This is a genomic window from Acinetobacter sp. YH12254, from assembly GCF_013417415.1.
GTDB classification, from domain to species: Bacteria; Pseudomonadota; Gammaproteobacteria; order Pseudomonadales; family Moraxellaceae; genus Acinetobacter; species Acinetobacter pseudolwoffii.
Genome location: NZ_VPEB01000011.1, coordinates 20,771 through 45,372, shown reverse-complemented (window position 1 = coordinate 45,372; position 24,602 = coordinate 20,771). Strand labels below are relative to the sequence as shown.

General features: G+C 38.0%; 18 protein-coding genes and 1 pseudogene. 9 read left to right on the top strand and 10 right to left on the bottom strand.

From position 1 onward, the window contains the following. Positions 1-145 precede the first annotated feature (145 nt). The 9 genes and pseudogenes from FTV29_RS10040 to FTV29_RS10000 all read left to right on the top strand — a co-directional run. Positions 146-412, top strand: a complete 267-nt coding sequence (locus FTV29_RS10040; RefSeq protein WP_010325590.1) for a DUF1778 domain-containing protein — start codon at positions 146-148, stop codon at positions 410-412. Beyond that, on the top strand, positions 402-893 hold the full coding sequence (locus tag FTV29_RS10035) for a GNAT family N-acetyltransferase (RefSeq protein ID WP_180075473.1): 492 nt from the start codon (positions 402-404) through the stop codon (positions 891-893). The genes FTV29_RS10040 and FTV29_RS10035 overlap by 11 nt, the downstream gene beginning before the upstream one ends. 450 nt (positions 894-1,343) lie before the next feature. Further along, complete coding sequence (locus tag FTV29_RS10030; protein ID WP_010325588.1) at positions 1,344-2,156, top strand: heteromeric transposase endonuclease subunit TnsA; 813 nt, start codon at positions 1,344-1,346, stop codon at positions 2,154-2,156. Next, entirely contained in the window at positions 2,140-4,248 is a 2,109-nt protein-coding gene (locus FTV29_RS10025) for a Mu transposase C-terminal domain-containing protein (protein WP_180075472.1), read from the top strand. Before FTV29_RS10030 ends, FTV29_RS10025 begins: the two co-directional genes overlap by 17 nt. 16 nt (positions 4,249-4,264) lie before the next feature. After that, entirely contained in the window at positions 4,265-5,947 is a 1,683-nt protein-coding gene (locus tag FTV29_RS10020; RefSeq protein ID WP_071850531.1) for an AAA family ATPase, read from the top strand. A 2-nt stretch (positions 5,948-5,949) separates the two neighbouring features. Then, positions 5,950-7,488 (top strand): TnsD family Tn7-like transposition protein, encoded by a 1,539-nt coding sequence (locus tag FTV29_RS10015; RefSeq protein ID WP_180075471.1) that lies wholly within the window; start codon positions 5,950-5,952, stop codon positions 7,486-7,488. Further along, positions 7,476-9,098 carry a Tn7-like element transposition protein TnsE gene (locus FTV29_RS10010; RefSeq protein WP_257224500.1) on the top strand — a complete coding sequence of 541 codons (1,623 nt, stop codon included), beginning with the start codon at positions 7,476-7,478 and terminating at the stop codon, positions 9,096-9,098. Before FTV29_RS10015 ends, FTV29_RS10010 begins: the two co-directional genes overlap by 13 nt. Before the next feature lie 318 nt (positions 9,099-9,416). Further along, entirely contained in the window at positions 9,417-10,787 is a 1,371-nt protein-coding gene (locus FTV29_RS10005; protein WP_180075470.1) for a phosphomannomutase CpsG, read from the top strand. A 182-nt stretch (positions 10,788-10,969) separates the two neighbouring features. After that, a pseudogene (locus FTV29_RS10000) lies at positions 10,970-11,565 on the top strand (IS66 family transposase); the annotation flags it as partial. Between the two features lie 249 nt (positions 11,566-11,814). Here the strand turns inward: FTV29_RS10000 and FTV29_RS09995 are convergent. The 10 genes from FTV29_RS09995 to FTV29_RS09950 form a co-directional block, all read right to left on the bottom strand. Further along, positions 11,815-12,231, bottom strand: coding sequence for a hypothetical protein (locus FTV29_RS09995; RefSeq protein WP_159123838.1), 417 nt, complete (start codon positions 12,229-12,231; stop codon positions 11,815-11,817). Between the two features lie 13 nt (positions 12,232-12,244). After that, a complete protein-coding gene (locus FTV29_RS09990) occupies positions 12,245-14,581 on the bottom strand; it encodes a fimbria/pilus outer membrane usher protein (protein ID WP_180075469.1) in 2,337 nt (778 codons plus the stop codon). 22 nt (positions 14,582-14,603) lie between these two features. Beyond that, on the bottom strand, positions 14,604-15,308 hold the full coding sequence (locus tag FTV29_RS09985) for a molecular chaperone (RefSeq protein WP_180075468.1): 705 nt from the start codon (positions 15,306-15,308) through the stop codon (positions 14,604-14,606). A 76-nt stretch (positions 15,309-15,384) separates the two neighbouring features. Then, positions 15,385-15,924 carry a hypothetical protein gene (locus FTV29_RS09980; RefSeq protein ID WP_159123841.1) on the bottom strand — a complete coding sequence of 180 codons (540 nt, stop codon included), beginning with the start codon at positions 15,922-15,924 and terminating at the stop codon, positions 15,385-15,387. Between the two features lie 650 nt (positions 15,925-16,574). Further along, positions 16,575-17,591 (bottom strand): UDP-glucose 4-epimerase GalE, encoded by a 1,017-nt coding sequence (gene galE, locus FTV29_RS09975; protein WP_180075467.1) that lies wholly within the window; start codon positions 17,589-17,591, stop codon positions 16,575-16,577. After that, on the bottom strand, positions 17,584-19,251 hold the full coding sequence (pgi, locus tag FTV29_RS09970; RefSeq protein ID WP_100357682.1) for a glucose-6-phosphate isomerase: 1,668 nt from the start codon (positions 19,249-19,251) through the stop codon (positions 17,584-17,586). Before pgi ends, galE begins: the two co-directional genes overlap by 8 nt. Then, complete coding sequence (locus FTV29_RS09965; RefSeq protein WP_180075466.1) at positions 19,251-20,507, bottom strand: nucleotide sugar dehydrogenase; 1,257 nt, start codon at positions 20,505-20,507, stop codon at positions 19,251-19,253. Before FTV29_RS09965 ends, pgi begins: the two co-directional genes overlap by 1 nt. 25 nt (positions 20,508-20,532) lie before the next feature. Next, positions 20,533-21,408, bottom strand: a complete 876-nt coding sequence (gene galU, locus FTV29_RS09960; protein ID WP_180075465.1) for a UTP--glucose-1-phosphate uridylyltransferase GalU — start codon at positions 21,406-21,408, stop codon at positions 20,533-20,535. A gap of 13 nt (positions 21,409-21,421) precedes the next feature. After that, the gene (locus FTV29_RS09955) at positions 21,422-23,296 is read right to left on the bottom strand and encodes a nucleoside-diphosphate sugar epimerase/dehydratase (RefSeq protein ID WP_180075464.1); all 1,875 of its coding nucleotides are present in this window, start codon (positions 23,294-23,296) and stop codon (positions 21,422-21,424) included. A gap of 130 nt (positions 23,297-23,426) precedes the next feature. Next, positions 23,427-24,596: a DegT/DnrJ/EryC1/StrS aminotransferase family protein gene (locus tag FTV29_RS09950; protein WP_180075463.1), complete on the bottom strand. Its 1,170-nt coding sequence runs from the start codon at positions 24,594-24,596 to the stop codon at positions 23,427-23,429. Positions 24,597-24,602: the final 6 nt, after the last annotated feature.

The window sequence follows — 24,602 nt, the reverse complement described above, 5'->3', positions numbered from 1 at the left end:
TGAAACTTTATTACTCTCATATAATTAAACCACTGATTTTCTATTCAAATATTTCAAAACAAAATATGCAAATTTGAATCTTAAACCACCACCTTAATCTGCTATAATTTGTACATCATACTGATGTACAAATTGGTGGAAAAATATGACTAACTTAGCAACAGAACGAATAAATGTTCGTTCAACTGTAGATGCAAAGAATGTAATTGAGCAAGCTGCGAATTTATTGGGTCTTAGTGTGAGTTCCTTTATGATCCAGTCCTCATTTGAACGAGCAAAAGAATTACTTAAATCTAATCACGAGTTAAAAGTAAATAATGCTGATCGTGATATGTTAATGAATTTGCTTGAAAATCCACGCCCTGCAAATGATGAGATGAAAAAATTAATGAGTTTATTGGATGAAAATTGAGGTTTTACAAGCCCATCATCAGAAAAAATCATTTAATTGTGGGCAAGATGATTTAAACAAGTTCATCAAACAATACGCATCTCAGCATCAGAAATCAGGAACAAGTAAAACCCATGTTGCTATTGATGATGATACACAGCAGGTGCGAGGATTTTATTGCCTATCAAGTACCTCTATTGGATTTGATGGGGTTGATGCGGTTCTCACTCAACGATTACCTCGTTATCCACTCCCTTGTGTAGTTATAGGTCGCTTTGCCGTTGATCAAACTGCCCAAGGGCGAGGAATAGGAAAAGTGCTTTTAGCACATGCGCTTAAACAAGTTTCAAAAGTTGCTCAAATTATTGGTGTAAATTTTATTGTAATACATGCCAAGGATCAAAAAGCGATGGAATTTTATCAGCGTTTTGGCTTTATTTCATTAACATCAAATCCATTAACATTAATATATCCAGTGAGTGAAATACCTAATTTTAATTAAATGGCCTACTAGCAACAGGAGTGACTAGTAGTAGATTACGAACAAGAATAGGTGACGGACTTATTCAGCAATTTGCAATTTATGAAGACTAATGAGGAAAAGTCAGTTTTTCTCAAGCTGATTGATAAAAAACCCTAGGAAAATTAATATTTTGGCTACCAAACAATTCAATAGTAGCTCATTTTATTCTAGAGTTTTCACTGGAATTTAAAATCATACTTTCAAAAGTAAAGAATGAAACTTTATTTTTTTAAATTTTTCACAATAAGATGAAACATTTTAAAATTAACCAGAATAAATATAATTAAATTATAAATATCAATAATTTGAAATAAAAAATATAAAACAAAATATAAATTTCTGGAAAAAAGTAATAAAGATACATACCATATTGAATAATAAACAACCTAATGATATGCTCAAAAATATACTAAAGCAGGTTAAAAAAATATGTTAACCAAAGAGCAACAACTAAAATGGATAAAAGAAGGACGTGGTCAAGGCTTTCTAAGTAAATACAAACCCTTCTTGACAGTTAAGGATAATAAATCCCTAAACAACCGCTCAAGTCGAGTATATGGCTATAAAACCGGTCGAACTCATCACTTGTTTTCAGATTTAGAACTCGCTGTTTTTTTGATTTTAGATAGAAATATTTTTATCAAAGATATTCGAGAACAAATGCCACTGAATTTAAAAGAAACTGAGGATTTGGCGCGTACTTTTTCCCTTTATCATCCAATGAAAAATGGTATTGCACAAACACTAGTTTCTACATTTTTTATTGTCAGTGAAGCTACTAATGCTCCCCCTGTTTATGTCATCAGAGCTATTTCTCATACTGAATTAGAAAATTTAAATATTCTTGAAAGTCTCGAGTTAGAAAGACGCTATTGGCAAAAAGAAAATATCCCTTGGTATCTTGTTACAGAAAAAGATATCCCTCTGACGGTCGTTGATAATATTAAATGGTTATATCCTGCAAATTACTCAGAAAGTAAAAATCACACTCCAGATAAAATCAACTTCTATTATCAGCAATTTATAAGAAATTCTCATCTGAGTCTAATTGAACTATCAAAATATATTGATGTTCAATATTCATTAGAACCAGGAGAATCACTATTAGAAATCCGCGAGCTCATTGCTCAGAGGTACTTCGTATTTGATATCAACATTAGTTATAGAAAAATCACATGTGGCAATATAAAACTCAGTGAACAAGATTCATGGGAGGTCATCTGCAATGCTTCGAATCAATGATGTTTATGAGCTTGATGAGAAAAAGTATCGCATCCTCAAAGTATATACAGATCATATAATTTGGATAGAACTTGAAAATCAAAAAGCTTTACCTGAATTGTATACAAGATCTACACTCATCGAGGCAATTGAATCGGGCAACATAAAAATTACTACAGATCCTTTTGAAGACATGTCTTTGATGGTATTAGAAGAAAACTCTGTCTATCAAATCAAACGTGACAAGAATTTAGCTATTATAAAACCTATAATTGAACATGAAAAATTTTATGATTCAAACATACGTGCATCTTTGATTAATGAAATTGTAAATCAAAAGATTACCACTAAACAGACTATATATCGCTTACTTCGCCAGTATTGGCAAAGAGGAATGACCCCCAATGCCTTAATCCCTCAGTATTACAATTCTGGAGGAAAAGGTGTTAAAAAGGCTGTAAATAATAAAAAATTAGGTCGCCCTCGTATTATTTCTGAAGGGACAGGTGCTCTTATTGATGAAGATATTGAAAGACTATTTAGGAGAGTCATCAATCAGTACATGCTCAATGAAAACAAGCATACTCTACCCTACACATATCGTAAGTTTCTTAGTATATATCAAAGCCTATATCCCGACATTATTGAAACTGAAGTCCCATCAATCTGGCAATTAAAATACTTTTATGATCGTGAATATAGTCCTATTCTAAAAATAAAATCACGAACTAGTAAAATTGAATATTTAAAAGACAAAAGAGTTTTATATTCAACAGTTAATACACATGTTCTCGGACCAGGATCTCGTTACCAAGTAGATGCTACGATAGCTGACATCTATCTTGTTTCTGACTCAGATAGAGGCTGCATTATTGGACGTCCAACCATTTACTTTATGATGGATGAATTTAGCCGTATGGTTACTGGCATGTACGTGGGATTAGAAAATCCATCTTATGTTACGAGTATGCTAGTTCTTCGTATGGCGATGTCTGATAAGGTCGATTATTGTAAAAAATTTGATCATGAGATTACTTTTAATGATTGGCCATGTATTGGATTACCTGAGGCAATCTTGGCAGATAGAGCCGAATTACTTGGACATCAAATTGAGAATCTCGAAAAAAACTTTGCCATCCGAATAGAAAACACACCTGCCTATCGTGGTGATTTAAAGTCAATTGTAGAGCGCTATTTCCGCACTATCCAGGCTGAATTTAAACCTTATGCACCTGGTGTAGTCCAAGCAATCAAAGAAAAGAAACGTGGTGGTAAAGACTACCGACTAGATGCAACACTCACTGTTAAGGAATTTACCCAGATCATTTTAAATTCTGTTCTCATTTACAACAACACACATGAACTTTCTTCTTATGATCGCGACATTGATATGCCAACAGATTTACCCTGCATTCCTATTCATTTATGGAATTGGGGCATACAGAATCGAACAGGTAAGTTACGCTCAGCATCAGAAAAAGCGATTTATATTGCACTACTTCCCCGCACAGATGGCACCCTCTCTGAGCTAGGATTAAAGGTTTTCGGAGTCTTTTATAATTGTAAAGAACTCATTGAACGCGGCTTGCTACACAGGAAAAGTGCTTCAAGACAAAGGCCTAAATTTAAAGTTGCTTACGATCCAGCTAACGCTGAAAAAGTTTATATATTTCATTCTGAAGATCATTCAGATTATTGGGAAGCACAACTTTCAAATCGTTCTAGAGAATTTAGAGGTTGTAGTTTTTGGGAGGTATGGCAAGTTCAACTTGAGCAAAAAATAACACGATCTCGCTACAAAATAAATGCAAATCTTGCACGTGCTGATTTAGAACAACGCAATGAAGATATCATTGAAAAAGCGATTTCTTCAAGATCTTCTACTCAAAAAAGTAATGCTCAACGTCTTTCATCGATACGGAATAACCGTAATCAGGCAAGAACTGAAGAAAGAGAGGATTTAAAGAAATCTACCCAAATCCAAAGCTCACAAAATGCGAAGGTTAGAGACAATATTATTCCAATCTCAGGAATTAAAAAAGCAGAAGACGAAGAATCCACCTTACTTCTTCCAACCTATTACGAATCATTATTTGATGAAGATGATGATTAAAACGAGGTAAATAAAAATGAAAGTTAATGCAGTTTATCATCCAAGTTTTGGGCAGTATCAAGGAAATCCTCTTATAGAAGCATTACCACCTGTACGTGAATTTTCAGAGGTGAAAAATGCACTAAAAAGTACAATTACCATTAACCCATCAGAAAAACATGAATCAGGTGTAGTTAGAGGTCACCTAATTGCTCAATTGATGAATAATTTTTTTCAACCGATTGCACGGCATATTCAATTGGAACAAAAACTCTCCATTATGCTTCGTGAAGGTTACGTAGGGCGTAATCTTGCAAATGGCTCTCTTAATTCACATCTACAGAATGGTTATGAGCGAATGATGACTGGTGATGTAAATGCCATTCGCTTTGAAGCAGCTAAGTCCACTGCACGAAGTATGTGTTTTATTGGCTGTTCAGGAAGTGGCAAAACTACTACATTAAATCGAATTCTCGCTACTTATCCTCAGGTCATTTTTCATGAAAAATATAATTTTACGCAAATTGTTTATTTAAAAATTGATTGCCCACATGATGGCTCTTTAAAAAGTTTGTGCCTACATTTTTTCAGAGCAATCGATCAAGCACTAGGGTCTGATTATGAAAGAAAATATGCATTAAAAAGACATGGTATTGAAACATTACTCAACTTAATGCGCCAGATTGCCAATTTACATGCAATTGGATTGCTTATTATTGATGAAATTCAGCATCTAAGTGTGAACAAGTCTGGAGGTGCAGATAAAATGCTGAATTTCTTTGTCACTTTGGTTAATGTGGTTGGCTTGCCAGTCGTGATGGTTGGCACACCAAAAGCTCGATTTATTTTTGAAGATGATTTGAGATCTGCTAGACGAGGGGTGGGATTAGGCTCAATTCTGTGGGAACAGATTAAAAATGAAGAAAACTTTATTCACCCACAGACAAAAAAAATAATTAAATCAGAATGGGTCGGATTTACTGAAGCACTTTGGAAGTATCAGTGGCTCAAAAAAGCAGATCTTATGATAAGTGAAGAAATCAGGAACTGCTGGTATGATCTCAGCCAAGGCATTCCAGATATTGTGGTTAAATTATTTGTATTAGCCCAAATGAGAGCAATTGAATCAGGGCTGGAGCGTATCACGGTAAAATTACTGAAACAGACATATGAACAAGATTTAATCCCAATTCACCCAATGATTAAAGCGCTACGCTCAGGTGATGCCGAACAAATTTCACAATTTTCCGATCTGATTATTCCCGAAGTTGATAAAAAGCTACTCCTCTTACAAGCAAAACTAGAGCAAAAAAAAGAGTTCATGGAAGATATTGATATCTATGATGGACATCAAGAATCTATTCATTTACATCGCCTACTGATTGAGCTGGGATACGAATCAAATTTATTAGCACCTCTAGTTAAAAAAGTATTCCGAGAGAATCCTAAATTTGACATGAAATCAGTAATGCCGATTATCCTAAGCTGGCTGCATGAGCAAAATGAGGAGTTCTCTTCACCTTCTAGTGCAAATAAACCACAAGATACACAAAAGATAAGAAAACAGAGAATTCAATCCAAATTATGGCACTCTCTTGATAATGATGATTTACGTTTTCAGTTCAGTCAGAAAGAAAATAAACAAAGCTTTTATGAACATCTAAAAAACCAGACTGATTATGTCATCAATATGGAAACTTTAATAAAAGAGGCAGGATAAATATGCTAAATTTTCCGGTTCCTTATGCTAATGAGTTAATCTATAGTTCAGTTGCTAGAGCTGGAATACGATTAGCAATTAATAGCCCAAAACAACTTTTAGATGAGATTTTCCAAGATCGTGAAGTTGTAGCGACAATAGATTTGCCCGCAAATTTATCAAAAATTTTAAAGCTGTTACCTGAAACACAATTTGATGCAGAAAAACTAATTTATCAGCATACTCTTTTTCCTCTTTATGCCCCATTTGTTCCAGAAGAGCGAAGACAAGAATGCATGCAATGGATGCTGAATAAATCAAATGGTTCAGTACATTTAGCCCTAGGAATTAATGCATCTTACATAGCAACTCCCACCTATTTGCAATATTGCCCAAGATGTATAAATGAACAGCTTAAACAATATAAAGAATACTATTGGTCCAGACTTTGGCAAGTCCAAGGTGTTACTTGTTGTCAAAAACATGGTGAACTTATACAAACAAATATAGAGTTTAGGTCACCACACAAACATGAATTTATTGCAGCTGATGTTAAAAACTGCCCGATTGTCACTCAGTCAGCAGCCAAATTAGATGATCTGTTCATCTGTAAAAAAGTAGATGAGCTTTTACAGCTTTGTCCAAAACAATCTGCAAGTTTTGAGCAATGGAGTCTTTTTTATAAGAAACTTGCTCATCAAAATAATTGTGTCCGAGGAAACTCTCATATTTTATATGACTCCATTTATGAAAAAATTTCGACCCGCTGGTCTAAACAGTTTTTAAAGCAATATCATTTGGACAATTTCAGTTCTGAAAATAGTTGGCTACGTAGTATTTTCCGAAAACATCGTAAATGTTTTAGCTATCTTCAACATTTAATTGTAATTGAAGCTATGAATGCAGGTAGAGACTGGTCATTTAATGAGATCTTAGTAACTGTTAATTCTTTACAACCAGTCATTAAACCACAATCTATAAAATTACAATCCTCGGATATAACAGAATCTCAAAATACAATTATATTAGAAAAACGAAAAAAATGGCTTGAGGCAATCAATCAAGACAGCATCAATGCATCAAGAAAACAAAATAGTGCTCTATATGCATGGCTCTATCGCAATGATAAAGAATGGCTACTTGAAACAAACAGTCATTATCAGCAACCTCACATACCTACAGGAAATAAAATTGATTGGGGTACACGTGATCTTGAAACCGTTAAACTATTAATCAATATTAAACAACAACTTATAGAAAATTTGGATTTACCTAGAAAATCAAAAAACTGGTGGATCAAGCAACTTAGGAATCCAGCTACTATTGAAAAAAATTTAGATAATTTGCCATTAACTAAACAGTTTTTAGATCAATATAATGAGGATATTAGCTGCTTTCAGATTAGGCGACTAACCCGAGTATTACTGCAATCATATTCAGCAAATGAACAACTGTCACGCTGGATCATCTTACGAAAATCGGGTTTAAGTGAAGAAAGAATAACAACTGAAGCAAATAATTTTTTAACGAACGTTATTAAACTTATTCATTGGGAGAATTAATTTTGGTTATTAGGGGTTTTCCGTTAAACGCTAGAATTTCATATATTGGGGCAATTTTTAAGAATAAACAAGAGAGAGATTGGAATATTAATCTCGGATTAGAATATGAAAAACAAAGGTTTTTTAAACATACTCGATTTTCAAGCATGCACTTGGTCGCACAACGGAGATGCTTAAATTCCTCAGTTGAATTGAAAGATGAAAATCATTTAACACTAAAATTTAAAATTAGCGATCTCACAAAATGGCAGGTCAGCAATAATATTGCGACAAAACAATTTCAACTCACACAGAAATTAACTGACCTTGATCAAAAATTTAAAAATACAATTGTACATTTGCCACAATTGGAACTTGCTAGAGCATTATTTTTTCATAATGCTTATTTTGCGAGAAATGCACTTTCACAAAATTTTTTAAGTCTGGAATTTGACGTTCAAAGAGTTTCAGAAAACCATGTGCTGATTACAGAACTATCCTCGAGTAATTTTCCCCCATCTCAATATAATCATCCTGGCATGCGCAACTTACTCGCTTGGATTTTAATCAACCCTGAAATCAGAAGAAGCTATGAAAGTATTGCTACTCATTTTTTTAGTGAAAAAATACAAGGTACAAATAAAGAATGGTGGTATTTCAATTTTGATCCCCCTTCTTTAGCAAATGTAGAAATAACTGTTAAAGCCTATTATTCTAAAAAATTGAATCAAATTTATATCAATGAAATTGTAGAGATTAAAGGATTAGAATCGAACTTACCCAAGAAGATTGATTTTTCTAGTTCGCGATTTACTCAAAATAAAAATACATCGTCTACAGGGAAATCAGGTACTTACTCAACCCGACAAGAGTCCGAATCTCCAGAAATTGATGATAGTCAAGAGGCTAATAGTGATCGTAAAATCCTTACTTTGCCTAGCTACCCTGTATTACTCAGCTTTTCCGATCCAGTTCTCACCCGTAAAATTTATAATAAAAAAAGAGCCAAGAACACATCCTTGCCTTCGCTGGAAGAGGAAATCCAAGACTATGATGCTGTAGGGACTGATGAAGCGACTAGGGTTGGAACAATTGGTCGTGGTGAATTTGAGGGTTTAGAAGATGAGAGTAATAATTTAGATTTGCTTATGGATCGTTTTGAAGCCTTCAGATTCATGATAGAAAAGTTTATTGAGCAAAATAATATTAAGGCGACAACCTCAAAACTCTATAAACTTCCTAGATTGCAGCGATCTAAACTCCACATAACTTTGGATGGAAACAAGCGCTCTCTAATGATTTACAGGTTGGATAAACTATTCGATCACAATTTCATAATCTTTGAAATAGATGTCACAGATAATGTGAAAAAACTTTCAACCCTAGTCCTCTGCTTAAATGATATAAAAGAGTTTGATGAGACATCAATTGAAGCAATGATGAAAAAAATTATGCAGTGTTCACTAAGATGGCCGACTTTAAAATATTTTGCAGACTATGGTTTGGCAAAAACCTTACATCATCCTAAAAATCTAAATGAACTTAATGAATCAAGTCAGGAGTTCGAACGATGGGTTGAACGATTCGATAAAATAATTAAGGAATTACTTAAAAAAATTAGAAAAGAATGAGACAGTGTAGATAAGGATACTGAACCGTACCTACCGATTTGTCGAAGGTCAAATATTCCAGCATAATTTTGTCGGTGATATCACCTTCCTCTACAATGGCGTTACCGCTTCACGTTTAGACAAACGTTATGGTTTAGCCTCAGTGGGAATGTTTCTAAATTATCTTTGAATAAAAGACTTTAGCTCGCTTGAATCTATATCCTAAAACCTCTGTAATTTTTTTATGGGGTTTTTTGTTTTTTAATCTTGCCACATTATCTCTATACTATTTCAATACTTTATACCTTCGACTCTTTTTTGCGAATTTTGAGAAATCACATGACACAACTGACTTGCTTTAAAGCCTATGATATTCGCGGCAAACTCAGCACCGAGCTGAATGAAGAGATTGCCTATAAAATTGGTCGTGCCTATGGACAGATCTACCAACCGAAAACTGTAGTGATTGGCTGTGATATACGCCTCAGCAGTGACGGCTTAAAACAAGCCACCATTCGTGGTTTAAATGATGCTGGAGTCAATGTGCTTGATCTTGGCATGACAGGGACTGAAGAAGTCTATTTTGGTGCCTTCCACCTCGATGTGCAGGGTGGTATTGAAGTGACGGCCAGTCATAACCCTATGGACTATAATGGCATGAAATTGGTACGTGAAAATGCACGTCCAATCAGTGCAGCTACTGGTCTTAAAGAGATTCAGGCTTTAGCAGAATCAGGTCAGTTTATTGAAGTTGCACAAAAAGGGTATACTGAAAAATACAATATTTTGCCTGAGTTTATTGATCACCTGATGACTTATATTGATCCGGCAAAAATCAGCCCGATGAAACTGGTGATGAATGCCGGCAATGGTGCTGCAGGTCATGTCGTTGATGCAATTGAACAGAAGTTTCAACAGCTGCAGATTCCAGTGAAATTCGTGAAAATTCACAATGAAGCCGATGGCAATTTCCCCAACGGAATCCCTAACCCGATTTTAATTGAAAACCGTGACAGCACCCGTAATGCAGTATTAGAACATCAAGCAGACATGGGTATTGCCTGGGATGGTGACTTTGACCGCTGTTTCTTATTCGATGAAAAAGGCCAGTTTATTGAAGGCTATTATATTGTCGGTCTTTTAGCTCAAGCCTTCTTACTGAAACAGGCTGGCGAGAAAATCGTGCATGATCCACGTTTAGTCTGGAATACCTTTGATATTGTTGAACAATTCAAAGGTGAAGCAATTCAATCCAAATCAGGCCATTCTTTCATTAAAGAAAAAATGCGTGAACATAATGCGGTTTATGGCGGTGAAATGAGTGCCCATCACTATTTCCGTGACTTTGCCTATTGTGATAGCGGTATGATTCCATGGTTACTGGCAATAGCGGTACTATCTGAAACAGGAAAATCATTATCCTCTCTAGTCGAAGAAATGATTGCCAAATTCCCATGTTCAGGTGAGATCAACTTTAAAGTTGCAGATACTCAAACCACGATTCAAAAACTCTTTGATCATTATGCCGATCAAAAACCTGCTATCGACCAGACGGATGGAGTGAGTCTGGATTTTGGTGCATGGCGTTTTAATGTCCGTGCATCGAATACTGAACCTTTACTGCGTTTGAATATTGAAAGCCGTCGTAATCGTAACCCGCGACCGATGCAAGACTATGTTGATGAGTTAACTCAGCTAATTCAAAGTTAATTAAAATATTCATTAACAACTTAGATTAGCATTTGAAGTGCAACACCATGTTGTTGCCATAATACCTGACTCGAACTTTTAAAGCCGAGTCTTTTTCTTGGGCGGTGATTAAGGCGGTGAGTGATTTCTGCAATATAACCATAGCCGTAACTTCCAGCACTTTTTTGAACCTCATTCAGAATAATGCCTTAAAACAGCTTATGCTGCAAAAGTGGGTGATTCATGCAGATGAAACGCAGGTCACCATCATGCAGATGGGCGATGATGAGAAAAAACCGAAGAAAGGTTATGTGTGGGCCTATGCCACCACACAGTACAATCCAGTTCATGCGGTAATCTATGACTTTCAGGATAGCCGTTCAGGTCAGCATGCTGAAGAGTTCCTGAAAGGCTGGCAGGGCCATCTGGTCTGTGATGATTACAGTGGTTATAAAGCACGCTTTAAATCAGGCCAGGTCATTGAGGTGGCTGCATGGCGCATGCACGTCGTAAATTCCATGAACTGCATGTGACCAGGAAAAGTCAGATTGCTGAACAGGCATTAGTGCTGATTCAGAAACTGTATGCCATAGAAGCTGAACTCAGGAAAAAGACCGAGGGTACAGCAGAACACCGCCGCGAATACCGATAACAACATAGTCAACTGGTGATGCAACAATTGTATGAATAGCTCAACCAACATTATTTGACGGTGCCATCGAGTTCTCCAACCGCCAAGGCAATCAATTACAGTCTGAAGCGTTGGCTAGCTTTAAGTCGATATCTCGATGATGGCAATAATGATGTATCCATACCGCCATATTTGGCACGCTATTTATAAAAGGTGGCATTACTCATACCATTGTTCACGACAAAGGGCAGTTACAGGTGTCTCTGACTATGCCTATTTCAAGATGGACATGATGATCTGACTGTCAGTAAATTTAGATGTTTTCATGCAGAAGCTCCTACTTGTATAGAGAAAATTCTAATTTTAGATCCTATTATTTGTAGGGGGGATTACCAGGGCTGTCCTAAATATAAGTATTTAGTAGATAAGATCCACATATAAACTATCTTTATAAACTCCAGCTGGAGTCAAGGCAGAAGGTTGCTCAGCCAGCTGTACCAATACAACAAATTTATTTAGGTTAGTTGCCGGTTGAGATATCGGCATATTCCAACGAGATGAGGTCGCCCCAGAAATATACATTTGTGTTCTTATTTTATGATTGCGCTCATTAACCAAATAACTGCTGCCATTAGTGCTGGTTAAGTTTTTAGAATTAAATTGAATAGCATAACTGCTATCACACCTTACAATAAATGAAGTCGCAGCTTGACTCAGATAAGAAGAATTCAATTTAAGTTCTGATGCTGTCGACCGTTCAATCTGACAACGTTGGGCATGACTTAGATTGGTCAATAATAGAGAGAACATAAGTATAATAAATTTAAGTTTCATTATTTTTCATCCTTTATTTACAGATAAGCGTAGATAGTCCGCTTTCTTCTTTTTGATTTTCTGTAACCATTAATTGTGCAAAGCAAGTTTTAGATTCAGTGCTGGTGATTTTAATATTGTAAGTATTTGGAATAAGCCCATATAATGTGACCGTACCATCAGACGAGATAGGATAAACCTCCCCACCATCATTATTGATATATAATTCTGAACCAGCTGTAAATTTATTATTATTACTATCCACAGGTAAAATCGTGACCTGTTTTGTATTATATATAGGAAAGTTAATAATATAGCCCCGCTGATCTAAAGCGGTAAGCCTCTTGGTTGCATAAGGAATTTTATCTTCAACAGGTAACTGATTCTGATCAAAACTAATATCATAATTTACATAAGGGATTATATCATGAACAAAGGTATAGCCTTTCTTATTCGTCTTGTCTACTACAGATAAAGACCTTAGAACATCGACATCCTGATAATCTCCTACACTAACAACAGAAAATGCATTATCAACCAACTTGGTAAAATTAAATTTATTATTCAGAAAAATAACCGCTCCACGATAATTTAGTTGTGATTCAGACTCATTATCTCCTTCTATATGATAAAAACCTAAATCCCCAACATCTGTTTTCAATCGCCCATTAAAATTATATAGTGTTTCATCATCCAGCCTATTTACACCTGTTTCATAGTCAAATCCAACCTGATTAGGATTACTTTTAACAAATTGTAATTTAGTTCTTTCCTCTGTTGAATGACTAAAATAAACTGCTTTATCATCATCAAAACTATAACTGAGTGATAAGACAACTCCAGAATCCCGATCATCACCGAATGAGCTAAAATAACTTAAACCTAGGCTCCCCTTCCTACCTAACCGACGATTAAACCCTAAATTTAAAGTTTTACGATCATTTTGAAAAAATAAAGGAATCTCATCTTCCACGCGTATTTCTTGCTGATGAAAACTCTGGGCAGCATAATTCAAATAAATATTATGTAGGAGAGGAATATTGCTCATTCCTCCATAAATTAAATACTCATACTTAGGATAAGTATAAAAGTTATCCAGAGCATCACCTAAATATTTAAAATCTCTTTCTGTATATTTTGCACTTGCACCAAGTGAAACTCTTCCAAAATCCTTTGCAGCAGATAATCCATATGAATAATTAAACTTATTAAGTTCATCATGTGAAACTTGAACAACACTATCCAAAACCAAATAATGACTAATCGCTTGAGTCCATAGAAAGCCTAAATTTTGCAAGTCTTCGCTATAAGAAAAATTAGAACCAAGTGTTGTCCGATTAGATACCCCATAACGATAATAAAAGTTAGAGAAAAAATCACGATAGTCATCACTTTCTATATTATAGTTATAACGTAACTTCCCTAATGAAATATTATACTCACTGAGATCGGGCCTTAATAACCGATTTGTAACCAGAATAGGAAAACTTTGTACACTTCTATTTCCTAGTACATCTTCAACGACAATTTGTGCATTTCCTGCCTGTTGAATTTGTGTACCAGTTTGAAGATTAAAATCACCAGGACTGACTCTTTGACTATATATACTTACCCCATTAATATACAAATCAACTGTAGAAGGAACACGTGCACTTCCCTGTAAGGTTGGAGTATTCCAATAAATAAAATTTGGTCGCTCAGTAAAATTAGTTCCCCAGTTTAAACCGGCAAAACGTAAAGAATTAATTAATGGATTATATACTGTAGTTGTATCTCCTAAAGTAAGCTGAGTCATACTTTTAGGAAATTCAAAGTCAACACTAGTACTGAGTCGAGTAAAATACTCATTCAAAGGATGATTATAATAAGCTATTGAGTTCTTAAATATCCAATAATCTTTAAAAATACCGAGCTCTGTCATGCCGTTATATACAGAATTTGTTTCTCTGTGTATTTTTGAATTTAAATAGGTAAAATCATAATTTACAAAACTTCCAAAGCTGGCTTTCTCTGGCATAGTCTGTAACTGAGAGATCTGTGTACTTGACTTAAATAGAGGAGTAGGTATCGTCAGATTAATTGTTTGCTCAGAGACATCAAAATTCGATTGAATATTCTGATCTGAAATAAGACAAAACTCATCCCGAGAAGCCATTTTTGATAATTTAGATATATCAATGTCTCGTTCCAACAACACACTACACTCTATATAAAAATTATTATCACTTTTTATTAAAATAATATCTATATTATGATCAAGCTCATTTATCCAGAGATTAGCAAAAAACTCTTCATCAGGATTCTGGTTAGCATTAGCATTACATAAGAATAAAATATTGACTAAAAAAATTATTTTTCTGTTTAACTGCATAATATAATCCTTGATTATAATTTTAATCCATAAGCTTTAACTCTACTTCATCATTTGACTTATCTGTCATTAATTTAACAAAATAATTCTGAGGATTATTTATTTTAACTCCTCCCAACTCATAGAAAATATTCTTATCTTCAAGTGCATATTTCATATTATTGCTAGTAAAAACTTCTTTCTTATTCGAGTCTAAAATTTGTAACTTTGAAATTTGAACATGGGATTTTGCTTTATTTTTAACTACAAGCTTATCATTTTCAATATTAAAATTTAATTTTAGGTTATCTTGCTTTCCAATAAATAATGGCAGGTTAAAATTCATCAAAAAAGTAATAGATGATCCTTTTACAGGCTGAGGTAATTCCTCAATTATAATACGCCAGGCACCCTCTTCCCTACCATCTAATACAGATGCTATTGGACGATTAAACCCAACACGTATAACTTGTTTTCCATTAGGTTTCAAAATAAAATTTCTTGGATTAATAATAAGAGTGTTATCCTTCTCCAACACGTCTTCACCTTTATTATTTTGATCCCATTTAAATGCTTTTATTTCAAATATCTTTTTTTCTGCTTCATTTATAGATTCTAAAGTAAGTGTTGTTGTTTTTTGTTTTGTATCATTAAGTATATACATTTGTACTGGATCAATTGCCACATTAGCCTTTACCCCAGTCATAGAAAAAAAAGATATAATAAATAATTTAGCTATTTTTCTCATATTATAATTTTCCACTTAAAAATATAATAAGGCAACCTAACCCAACATAAATGTTAGGTTAGGTTGATTAAATAAATTAGTAGTAAGCTTTGATTAGATAGCGATCGGTATAATTACCTGCTAACTGTGTAGCATCAACTGCAGCATTAGTAACTGCAAGTGTATAATTATCAACTGCTTGACCGTTATGATTTGAATTACCAAACGGAACAGCGCCTGCACCTTGTTTAGTTGTCACAATTGTTGTAGAAATTGTTTCAGATGCATCTGTTTCATGTCTAACAAACGTATTATTACTAGCGCCAGCATTTGCAGTTTGCAAATTCAGAACATAAGGGGTGTTTGTTGTAATTGAATAATTTGTACTTTGAGTTCCACCGGCAGCAGATAATAGTATTGCATTTCCACCAGTTAAAATACATTTCTTGTTAATTTTAAGTGAAATTGGAATTTCTTTTTCACAGCCTAAAGTATTACATTTACTCCAGTCAATTGGTGGTTTAGGATTATGACCTGGGCGTCCTGCAGTTTCCGCATCTGCTGCATAAACAACTGTTGAGCCAAAACCAAAGCTTAGTGCTAATGCTGCTAATACTGCTTGAGTCATTTTATTCATGATCTTCTCCATTCCTTAAAAAAAGAATATATTTATTTGTTTGAGTAACACTGGCATAAAAACTCTTTCTCATGATGAGTAAGGTTATGCAGCGTGTAGTTATCTTATTATCATTGATTAAAAAACATACACATACTTTATTATTCACAATATATTTTTCCATTTCCCCCAATTATTATTTTTTGTATGCCATTATTTTATATTAAATTATTTAAAAATAAGAATTGTTACATATAATTCTTACAAAACTCCCTCTAAAGCTAAAAAAGAACTTAGAAAATAGAAACTAATCAATTATAACTTAACCATATGATTTTTATATTTTTTAGGTAATTACAATCTCAAACCATCAATAATTTTTACAAATACTTACAATTTACCCGCAGATAGGTAAAAATAGTGTGATTCTGTTGTGTTTTTTTTGTTATTTTTCATACATCATCGCATTTACCAAAAATCTCATTACTATAGTTACTACCAATCTGACTTGACTGTGTTGCAAAATCCTAGCACTGAAGGCTTCTTCAGCAATATAATTCTCTAATGAAACAAGCCTACACCCAAAATCTACCGTACAACCAATTAATCCACCTACAATAAAATGGGAGCACAATATTGCTCCCATTCTTATTCATGCCACTTCAAGCATTTTAATGATAGCCCTTCGGATTCTGTTTCTGCCAGTTCCAACTATCTGCCAGCATATCTTCCAAGCCATATTGTGGTGTCCAGCCCAACTCTTGTACTGCACGGGTATTATCTGCAAAACAGGTCGCCACATCACCTTCACGACGAGGCACTAACTCAAATGGAATAGCAACGCCATTCACCTGCTCAAACGTATTTTTCACTTGCAGCACTGAACTCCCATGACCGGTACCAATATTCCAGGCACGACATCCTTGTGCAGTCAGACGATTATTCAAAGCGCATAAGTGTGCATTGGCCAGATCCACGACATGAATATAATCACGCACACCGGTACCATCGACGGTGTCATAATCATGACCAAAAATAGACAACTTTTCACGACGGCCCACCGCAACCTGGGTTACGAATGGCATTAAATTGTTTGGAATCCCTTGCGGATCTTCACCAATTTTCCCACTTTTATGTGCACCGACCGGATTGAAGTAACGCAATAAAGCAATCGACCAGCGCTCATCCGAGATCGATAGTTTTTGTAATAACTGTTCAATAATCAACTTGGTATAGCCATAGTTATTGGTCGGCATTCCGGTAGGCATTTCTTCATTTAAAGGTGAAGGATTATTTTCGCCATACACCGTTGCTGAGGAACTAAACACCAGTTTAAAAACCTGTGCGCGTTGCATGGCCTGAACCAGGCTGATTGAACCGGCAATATTATTGTCAAAATAAGCCAATGGTATTTGCTGGCTTTCTCCGACCGCTTTCAGACCGGCAAAATGAATCACTGCATCAATCGAGTGTTGCTGAAATACCTGATCTAATAATTGAGCATCCCGGATATCCCCTTCAATAAATGTCAGGCTTTTCTGGGTCAACTGTTGCACCCGATTTAAAGACTCAGCAGCGCTATTGCACAGATTATCTAAAACCACCACCTCATAGCCGGCATTTAATAACTCAACACAAGTATGCGAACCAATATAGCCTGCCCCGCCCGTTACCAGAATTTTAGCCATGCTGCTTCCCTAATAAAATGTTAATTAAACCTTGAGTTGAGCCATCCAGACCACCTAGCTCAGACTGTTCACCATTCAAAATAGGCAGCAACTGGTTGGCAATTTCCTTGCCTTTTTCCACGCCCCACTGGTCAAATGGGTTGATATTCCACAGCACCGATTGCACAAAGACCTTATGTTCATATAGAGCAATCAGCATACCCAGACTATAAGGATTCAGCTCTTGCATCAACAGCGTAGTGCTCGGTTGGTTGCCTTCATACTGTTTATAGGCCGGCAAGCTCTCTAATTCTTTTTGGTCCAAAGCCTCATTACCAAAGGCCAGTAAACGTGATTGCGCCAAGCAGTTAGACAGGGCCAAATGATGCTGTTCCACCAGCGCTTCGGCACTGTCTGCATAGGTATATTGCTGACTGTTATAGCGCTTGACCGGCGCAATAAAGTCACAACTCACTGACTGCGTACCTTGATGGAGGAGCTGATAAAAAGCATGTTGCGCATTCGGTCCCACTTCGCCCCAAATAATCGGACAGGTATCCAGCTGAACTTTTTCACCATCACGTTGAATCGATTTACCGTTGGATTCCATTTCCAGCTGTTGCAAATAAGAAGCAAAGTATTTCAGTCGTCCATCATAAGGTAGGATGGCATGGGTCTGAATATCCAGAAAATTGTTATTCCATGCACCCAAGAGCCCCATCAACACCGGAATATTGCGCTCAAAAGGCTGATACTGAAAATGCTGATCAACCGCATAGGCACCGGCCAGCAGCTGCTTAAAACCGTCAATGCCGATACTCAGTGCAATCGGCAATCCGATACAGGACCACAGTGAATAGCGACCACCGACCCAATCCCATAATAAGAGCTGGTTTTCCGGAGCAATTCCCCAGGCCGTCATTTTCTCCGGCTTGGTAGAAACTCCAATAAAATGATGTTTCAGAATATAGGGATGCTGACCCAAGGCCTTTTCTAACCACAAGCGTACTGTCTGGGCATTGGTCAGAGTATCAATCGTGCCAAATGATTTGGACGAAATAATAAATAGCGTGGTTTCCGGACGCAGTTGATGCAACAACTCGGACAGCTGACTGCCATCCATGGTCGAGACGAAATGCACATTGAGTGGCTGGGCAGACTGGTATTTAAAATCCGATAAGGCATGGGTGACCATTAGAGGGCCAAGATCTGATCCGCCCACGCCAATATTGACCACATCCTGAATCACTTCCCCGGTGGCACCACGACGCTGCCCGGCATGAATTTGCTCGACCAAGGCATACATGCGCTCAAGTTGAGCATGCACATCAGCGGCCAGATCCGCATGCTGCTGATCCTGGACTGGCAAGCGTAATGCCCAATGCATGGCAGCACGTTGCTCGGTATAATTAATGTCCTGATTTGAAAATAAAGACCCGATCCAGGATCTTAAGTTTTGTGCATCTGCCCATTCAATCAGGTCCTCCATCACCGTGTTATCAATTCTGTGTTTACTATAATCGAAGACCAGCTGTTCAAACTGAATTGAATATTTGTTAAAACGCTGGGGGTCTGCGGCAAACAGTTCTCGTAGATGCACCGCATCAAGTTGTTCTTTGCTCGAGGCGAGTTTTTGACACACAGTTTCAGTATTTAGATCTGGTTTAAGCTGACTTAACATTAACGTCCCACCCCAATATAATTAAAACCACGCGCCTTGATATAGGCCGGATCATACAGATTACGCCCATCCAAAATCAGGGGATGCTGCATCAGTTTAATGAGGTGTGGATAATCTGGACTACCATACTGTTTCCAGGCAGTCATCAAACATAAGGCATCTGCCCCCTCAACTGCCTGATATTGATCTTCACACAGGATTAGATCCTGCCGTGTCCCATAGACTTTTTTAATATTGGCCAATGCTTGCGGATCATGCAGTTTGACCGTCACCCCTTGCGCCCATAATGCAGTGAGCATGGCATGCACTGGAGATTGCTGGATGCTCGGGGTATTTTCCTTAAAGGCTGCGCCCCAAATCGCCACCACTTTTCCCTGTAAATCGCCACGGAAATAATTCCATAGTTTGCGGAACAGTAATTCTTTTTGTTGTTCGTTAATCTCCCAGACCTGTTCCAGCAACTGGTTTTTTACCCCTGAATCTGCTACTGCATGCGTTAAGGTGCGGATATCATGCGAGAAGTTCTCTCCACCAAAACCGACGCCCGGAAACAAATAGGCCGAACCAATCCGGTTATCCGCCGCCATGCCTTGGCGCACCTGTTCAATATCGATGCCGAGTTTTTCTGCCACGCTGGCCAGATCATTCATATAACTGATCCGGGTGGCCAGCATGCCGGAAATACTGAGTTTGGTAAATTCGGCATCCAGTACCGGCATAAACAGATACTGCTGCGCACGCGGAAATAAGGGACGTAACAGCTCTCTGATTTTAGCCTGTGTATCTGCATGATCACAGCCCACGATCAGCTGGGCGGCCTGAACAAAACTACGCAGGGCATTACCTTCCTGAATAATATCGGGCAGATAAATCCAGTCATCATTCGGCAGCAGTTGTTGAAAACGTTGGGTGCCATGCAAGCCAAAGGTCGAAGCATTAATCATCAGCTTCGGATGAGCAAAACAGGCATGCCGAATGGTATCCAGCATCTGAAATGCCTGCTGCTCTTCGGTGGCGTTAAAACTAAAGAAAAAAACATCCTGATTAAAATCCAGATGCTGAAAATCACAACAGTTTAAAAAACCGGATTTTTCCTGTTTGTGCAGCAATGACTGCAAGGATTCATCCTGAAAATAAGTCCGGGCCGGCTCATCTGCACTGAAGCTGTTACACCACACCACCTGATGACCACATTCAGACAAAAGGGCCGAAATGACCCCGGAAAATAAGGTTTTCCCCAGTACTGCGACTTTCATAGTATTCCTTTGTTATTATTTTTTATTATAAAGCGAGTTCTTGGATCAACGCTTTAAACTCGTGACCGAGCTTGGGATGATCAACCCCATAATGTAATACAGCTTTAAGATAGCCAAGTTTGTTGCCACAGTCAAAAGTTTGACCTTTCATACGATAAGCTTCCACTGCTTCAGTCTGCTGTAACATGGCAATCGCATCGGTGAGCTGAATTTCATTGCCTGCCCCGCGTGGTGTCTGTTCCAGAAGCTGCATGATTTTTGCCGGCAGGACATAACGTCCAACCACAGACAGATTCGATGGTGCAGTGCCGACTGCCGGTTTTTCAACAATCCCTTGCATGACAATGCTTTCGCCTTCGGCCGGAGATGCGGCCACATCGACAATCCCATACTGGTCCACCAGATGTTCAGGTACCGCTTCGACCATGATTTGTGCTGCTTGAGATACATCATAGCGTTGAATCATGCGAGACAAATCATTTTCCGGATCCTGATCCTTGACCAGCACATCTGGTAATAATACCGCAAAATCTTCATCGCCAATCACGGCTTTGGCACACAGTACCGCATGGCCCAAGCCCAAAGGCTGCGGTTGACGTACACTAATAATACTTACACCGCTAGGCAGAATTTCAGTAATTTCTTTAAGTAAATCGGTTTTGTTTTTTTGCTCAAGCGTGGTTTCAAGTTCAAAATTACGATCGAAGTAATTTTCAATCGATGCTTTTGAAGAATGAGTCACCAAAATAATTTGTTCAATCCCGGCGGCTACCGCTTCACGGACCACATATTCAATCGCCGGACGATCAACCACCGTGACCATTTCTTTGGGAATCGATTTGCTGGCCGGTAAAAAACGCGTACCAAGGCCGGCCACAGGAAGAATTGCTTTCTTAATCATATCTATAAATAACCTAGTTCACTTGAATTTCGTTGCCACGGACATAACCATCGACATAGTATTCCAGCTGCGCCAATGCCCATTCAATATCAGATTGGGTCGCTGAAAGTTCATGCATCCGGTTAAAGACCTCCAGGATTTCTGCCAATGGATAATGCTTCTCGACTGATCTCAAAATACGCTTATGCGAGGTGATTTCTGTATTTTCTTCATCAATCAGCAGTTCTTCATACAGCTTTTCACCCGGACGTAAGCCGGTATATTGAATTTCAATATCGCCATTTGGATTTTTTTCTTCACGGACTTTGAGTCCACTGAGTGAAATCATTTGTCGTGCCAGATCCTGAATCCGTACCGGTTCGCCCATATCCAGCAAGAATACATCTCCGCCCGTACCGAGGGCACCAGCCTGAATCACCAGCTGCGAGGCTTCCGGAATGGTCATAAAGAAACGGGTCACTTCAGGATCGGTCACCGTGATTGGCCCACCCTTGGCAATCTGCTGTTTAAACAGCGGTACCACTGAGCCAGAAGAACCCAGTACATTACCAAAGCGGACAATACTGATCTGGGTCTGGTCCTGAGCTTCTGCCATGGCCTGACAATACAGCTCTGCCATGCGCTTGGTCGCACCCATCACGTTAGTTGGACGTACCGCTTTATCGGTTGAAATCAGTACAAAGGTTTCGACGCCTTTTTTCACCGCAGCATTGACACTAAATGCCGTTCCCACCGCGTTATTTTTCAGGCCTGCTAATGGGTTACACTCCACCAGAGGTACATGTTTATAAGCTGCTGCATGATAAACTGTTTGGATCTCATATTGTTCAATCACCCGCTCCAGCTTGCGTTCATCCAGTACTGAGCCCAGGATCGGAATAATGTCACATGATGCTGTGAGACGTAATTCTTTATCAATACTATATAAAGCAAATTCTGTCAGTTCATAAATAATAATCTTGGCCGGCTGGTTTTTAATAATCTGACGACAAAGCTCAGAACCAATTGAGCCACCTGCGCCTGTCACCATCACCACTTTATCTTGAATATTTTTGGCTAAAAGTTCTGCCACCGGAGGGACAGGATCGCGGCCCAAGAGGTCAATAATATCCACTTCCTGAATATCGGAAATTCGAATTTCACCGTCGACCAGTTTAGTCAGGCCGGGAATTTCGGTAATTTTAAGATGCGCCGGTTCTAAAGATTTAACAATTTCACTTTTACGTATCCGCCCGACTGAGGGCAGTGCAATCAGAATTTCACTAATCTTTAATTTAGGGAAATATTTCAAGGCAATATCTGGTAAATAAACTTGAATACCCCCAATATTTTGGCCATTTAAAGACGGATTATCGTCAATAAATATAATCGGCACATGCTCATTGGAGCGATTTAAGGTGGCTGCCACCTGCTGCCCTGCATTGCCAGCGCCGTAAATCGCGATCCGTTTTTTAGGCACTCCGGCCTGTAAATAAGAACGCACGATAAAACGGATAAAACCGCGGCTAAACCAGACCCAGGCAAACATCATAAAGCCAAACATCAACGGGATGGATGTCGGAATAAAGGCATGGGTGCTATAAGCCAATAAATACAGACCAATCACGGATAAGATCGTTGCCAAACCCAGTTTAACAATAAAAAATTCATTGAAGGTACGCACAATAAAGCGATATACACCGCAGAGAAATAGAGCCAATACAGCAATAGCACTGACCCAAACCGTACCAAAAGGAATATTGGGTACAACTTCTGCGCCGAGGTCAAACTGGCGGATGGCATAACACAGCCAGATTAGAACAGGGAAAATACAAAAGTCTAAAATGACTAAAAATGCGAGTTTTGCTGAACGTGGAGATTCGACTAAAGGCAGGATGATGGACTTCACGTGATATGTCTTCTCAATAGTACTTATAAGTTTCAATCCAATTTAGGTATTAGAATGACTAAATTGAAACTTGGGTAAATTTATCAAATGCACCTGTTGGTGCATTCTACGTGATTGAATCATGATTAGATTATATGCGACTAATGATCTGCTGGATGGCAGATTCAGTTGTTTGAATATTATTTTCTGTTAATGTCGGATGGACCAAGAACATCAAACTGGTTTCACCCAGTTTTTGCGCATTTTGCAAACGCTGTGTCGGTCGCCATGCTGTACCATCAAAAGCATGCTCCAAATACACCTCGGAACAAGATCCACTAAAACATGGCACACCCAAGGCATTCATCTCTGCCATAATCCGGTCACGTGACCAGCCTTCAGGCAACTGATCTGTATTGACCTGCACATAACATTTATATGCGGCATGGACATAATCATCGGATGGGCGATGCACGCTAAAATATGGACTGTCTGCAAATGCAGCATAAATTTTTTCCATATTGGCCATGCGTTTTGCAGTCCACTCCGGCATCATTTTAAGCTGAATACGTCCAATCACCGCCTGCATTTCCATCATGCGCCAGTTGGTACCAAATGAATCATGTAACCAGCGGAATCCCGGTGGATGCTGCTTGTTATAGATGCTGTCAAAGTTCTTGCCATGGTCTTTATAAGACCACATTTTTTTCCACAGGGTTTCATCATTGGTGGTGACCATACCGCCTTCACCACCTGTGGTCATAATCTTGTCCTGACAAAACGACCAGGCTGCGATATGACCGATGGAACCGGCCGACTTACCTTTGTATCTTGCCCCATGTGCCTGTGCACAGTCTTCAATCACATAAAGGCCTTTTGCCTGTGCCAATTGCATGATCGGATCCATGTCACACATCCAGCCTGCCAGATGCACACAGATAATCGCTTTGGTATTTGGGGTCAGTACTGCTTCGATGGTTTCAGCAGAAATATTCTGTGAATCCAGCTCAACATCAGCAAAAATAGGATTTGCTCCAGCCGTCACAATCGAACTGGCCGATGCCAGAAAGGTGCGTGAGGTGACAATTACATCATCCCCGGCGCCAATGCCTAAGGCTTTTAAAGCAACATCGAGTGCCACGGTTCCATTGGCTAAAGCCACTGCATACTGGGTTTCTGCAAACTGGGCAAATTCTTTTTCAAACTCACGGCATTCTTGCCCTGTCCAGTAGTTGACTTTATTCGACAATAAAACCCGGGAAACCGCATCCGCTTCTTTCTGGGTAAAACTTGGCCATGGTTCAAATGCAGTATTTAACATGATGTT

Coding starts and splice junctions, on each gene's coding strand:
- FTV29_RS10020 (WP_071850531.1), top strand. CDS start 4,265: ATGAAAGTTAATGCAGTTTATCATCCAAGTTTTGGGCAGTATCAAGGA.
- galU (WP_180075465.1), bottom strand. CDS start 21,408: ATGATTAAGAAAGCAATTCTTCCTGTGGCCGGCCTTGGTACGCGTTTT.
- FTV29_RS09965 (WP_180075466.1), bottom strand. CDS start 20,507: ATGAAAGTCGCAGTACTGGGGAAAACCTTATTTTCCGGGGTCATTTCG.
- FTV29_RS10025 (WP_180075472.1), top strand. CDS start 2,140: ATGCTTCGAATCAATGATGTTTATGAGCTTGATGAGAAAAAGTATCGC.
- FTV29_RS10015 (WP_180075471.1), top strand. CDS start 5,950: ATGCTAAATTTTCCGGTTCCTTATGCTAATGAGTTAATCTATAGTTCA.
- FTV29_RS10005 (WP_180075470.1), top strand. CDS start 9,417: ATGACACAACTGACTTGCTTTAAAGCCTATGATATTCGCGGCAAACTC.
- FTV29_RS10030 (WP_010325588.1), top strand. CDS start 1,344: ATGTTAACCAAAGAGCAACAACTAAAATGGATAAAAGAAGGACGTGGT.
- galE (WP_180075467.1), bottom strand. CDS start 17,591: ATGGCTAAAATTCTGGTAACGGGCGGGGCAGGCTATATTGGTTCGCAT.
- FTV29_RS09980 (WP_159123841.1), bottom strand. CDS start 15,924: ATGAATAAAATGACTCAAGCAGTATTAGCAGCATTAGCACTAAGCTTT.
- FTV29_RS10040 (WP_010325590.1), top strand. CDS start 146: ATGACTAACTTAGCAACAGAACGAATAAATGTTCGTTCAACTGTAGAT.
- FTV29_RS09995 (WP_159123838.1), bottom strand. CDS start 12,231: ATGAAACTTAAATTTATTATACTTATGTTCTCTCTATTATTGACCAAT.
- FTV29_RS10035 (WP_180075473.1), top strand. CDS start 402: ATGAAAATTGAGGTTTTACAAGCCCATCATCAGAAAAAATCATTTAAT.
- FTV29_RS09985 (WP_180075468.1), bottom strand. CDS start 15,308: ATGAGAAAAATAGCTAAATTATTTATTATATCTTTTTTTTCTATGACT.
- FTV29_RS09950 (WP_180075463.1), bottom strand. CDS start 24,596: ATGTTAAATACTGCATTTGAACCATGGCCAAGTTTTACCCAGAAAGAA.
- FTV29_RS09990 (WP_180075469.1), bottom strand. CDS start 14,581: ATGCAGTTAAACAGAAAAATAATTTTTTTAGTCAATATTTTATTCTTA.
- pgi (WP_100357682.1), bottom strand. CDS start 19,251: ATGTTAAGTCAGCTTAAACCAGATCTAAATACTGAAACTGTGTGTCAA.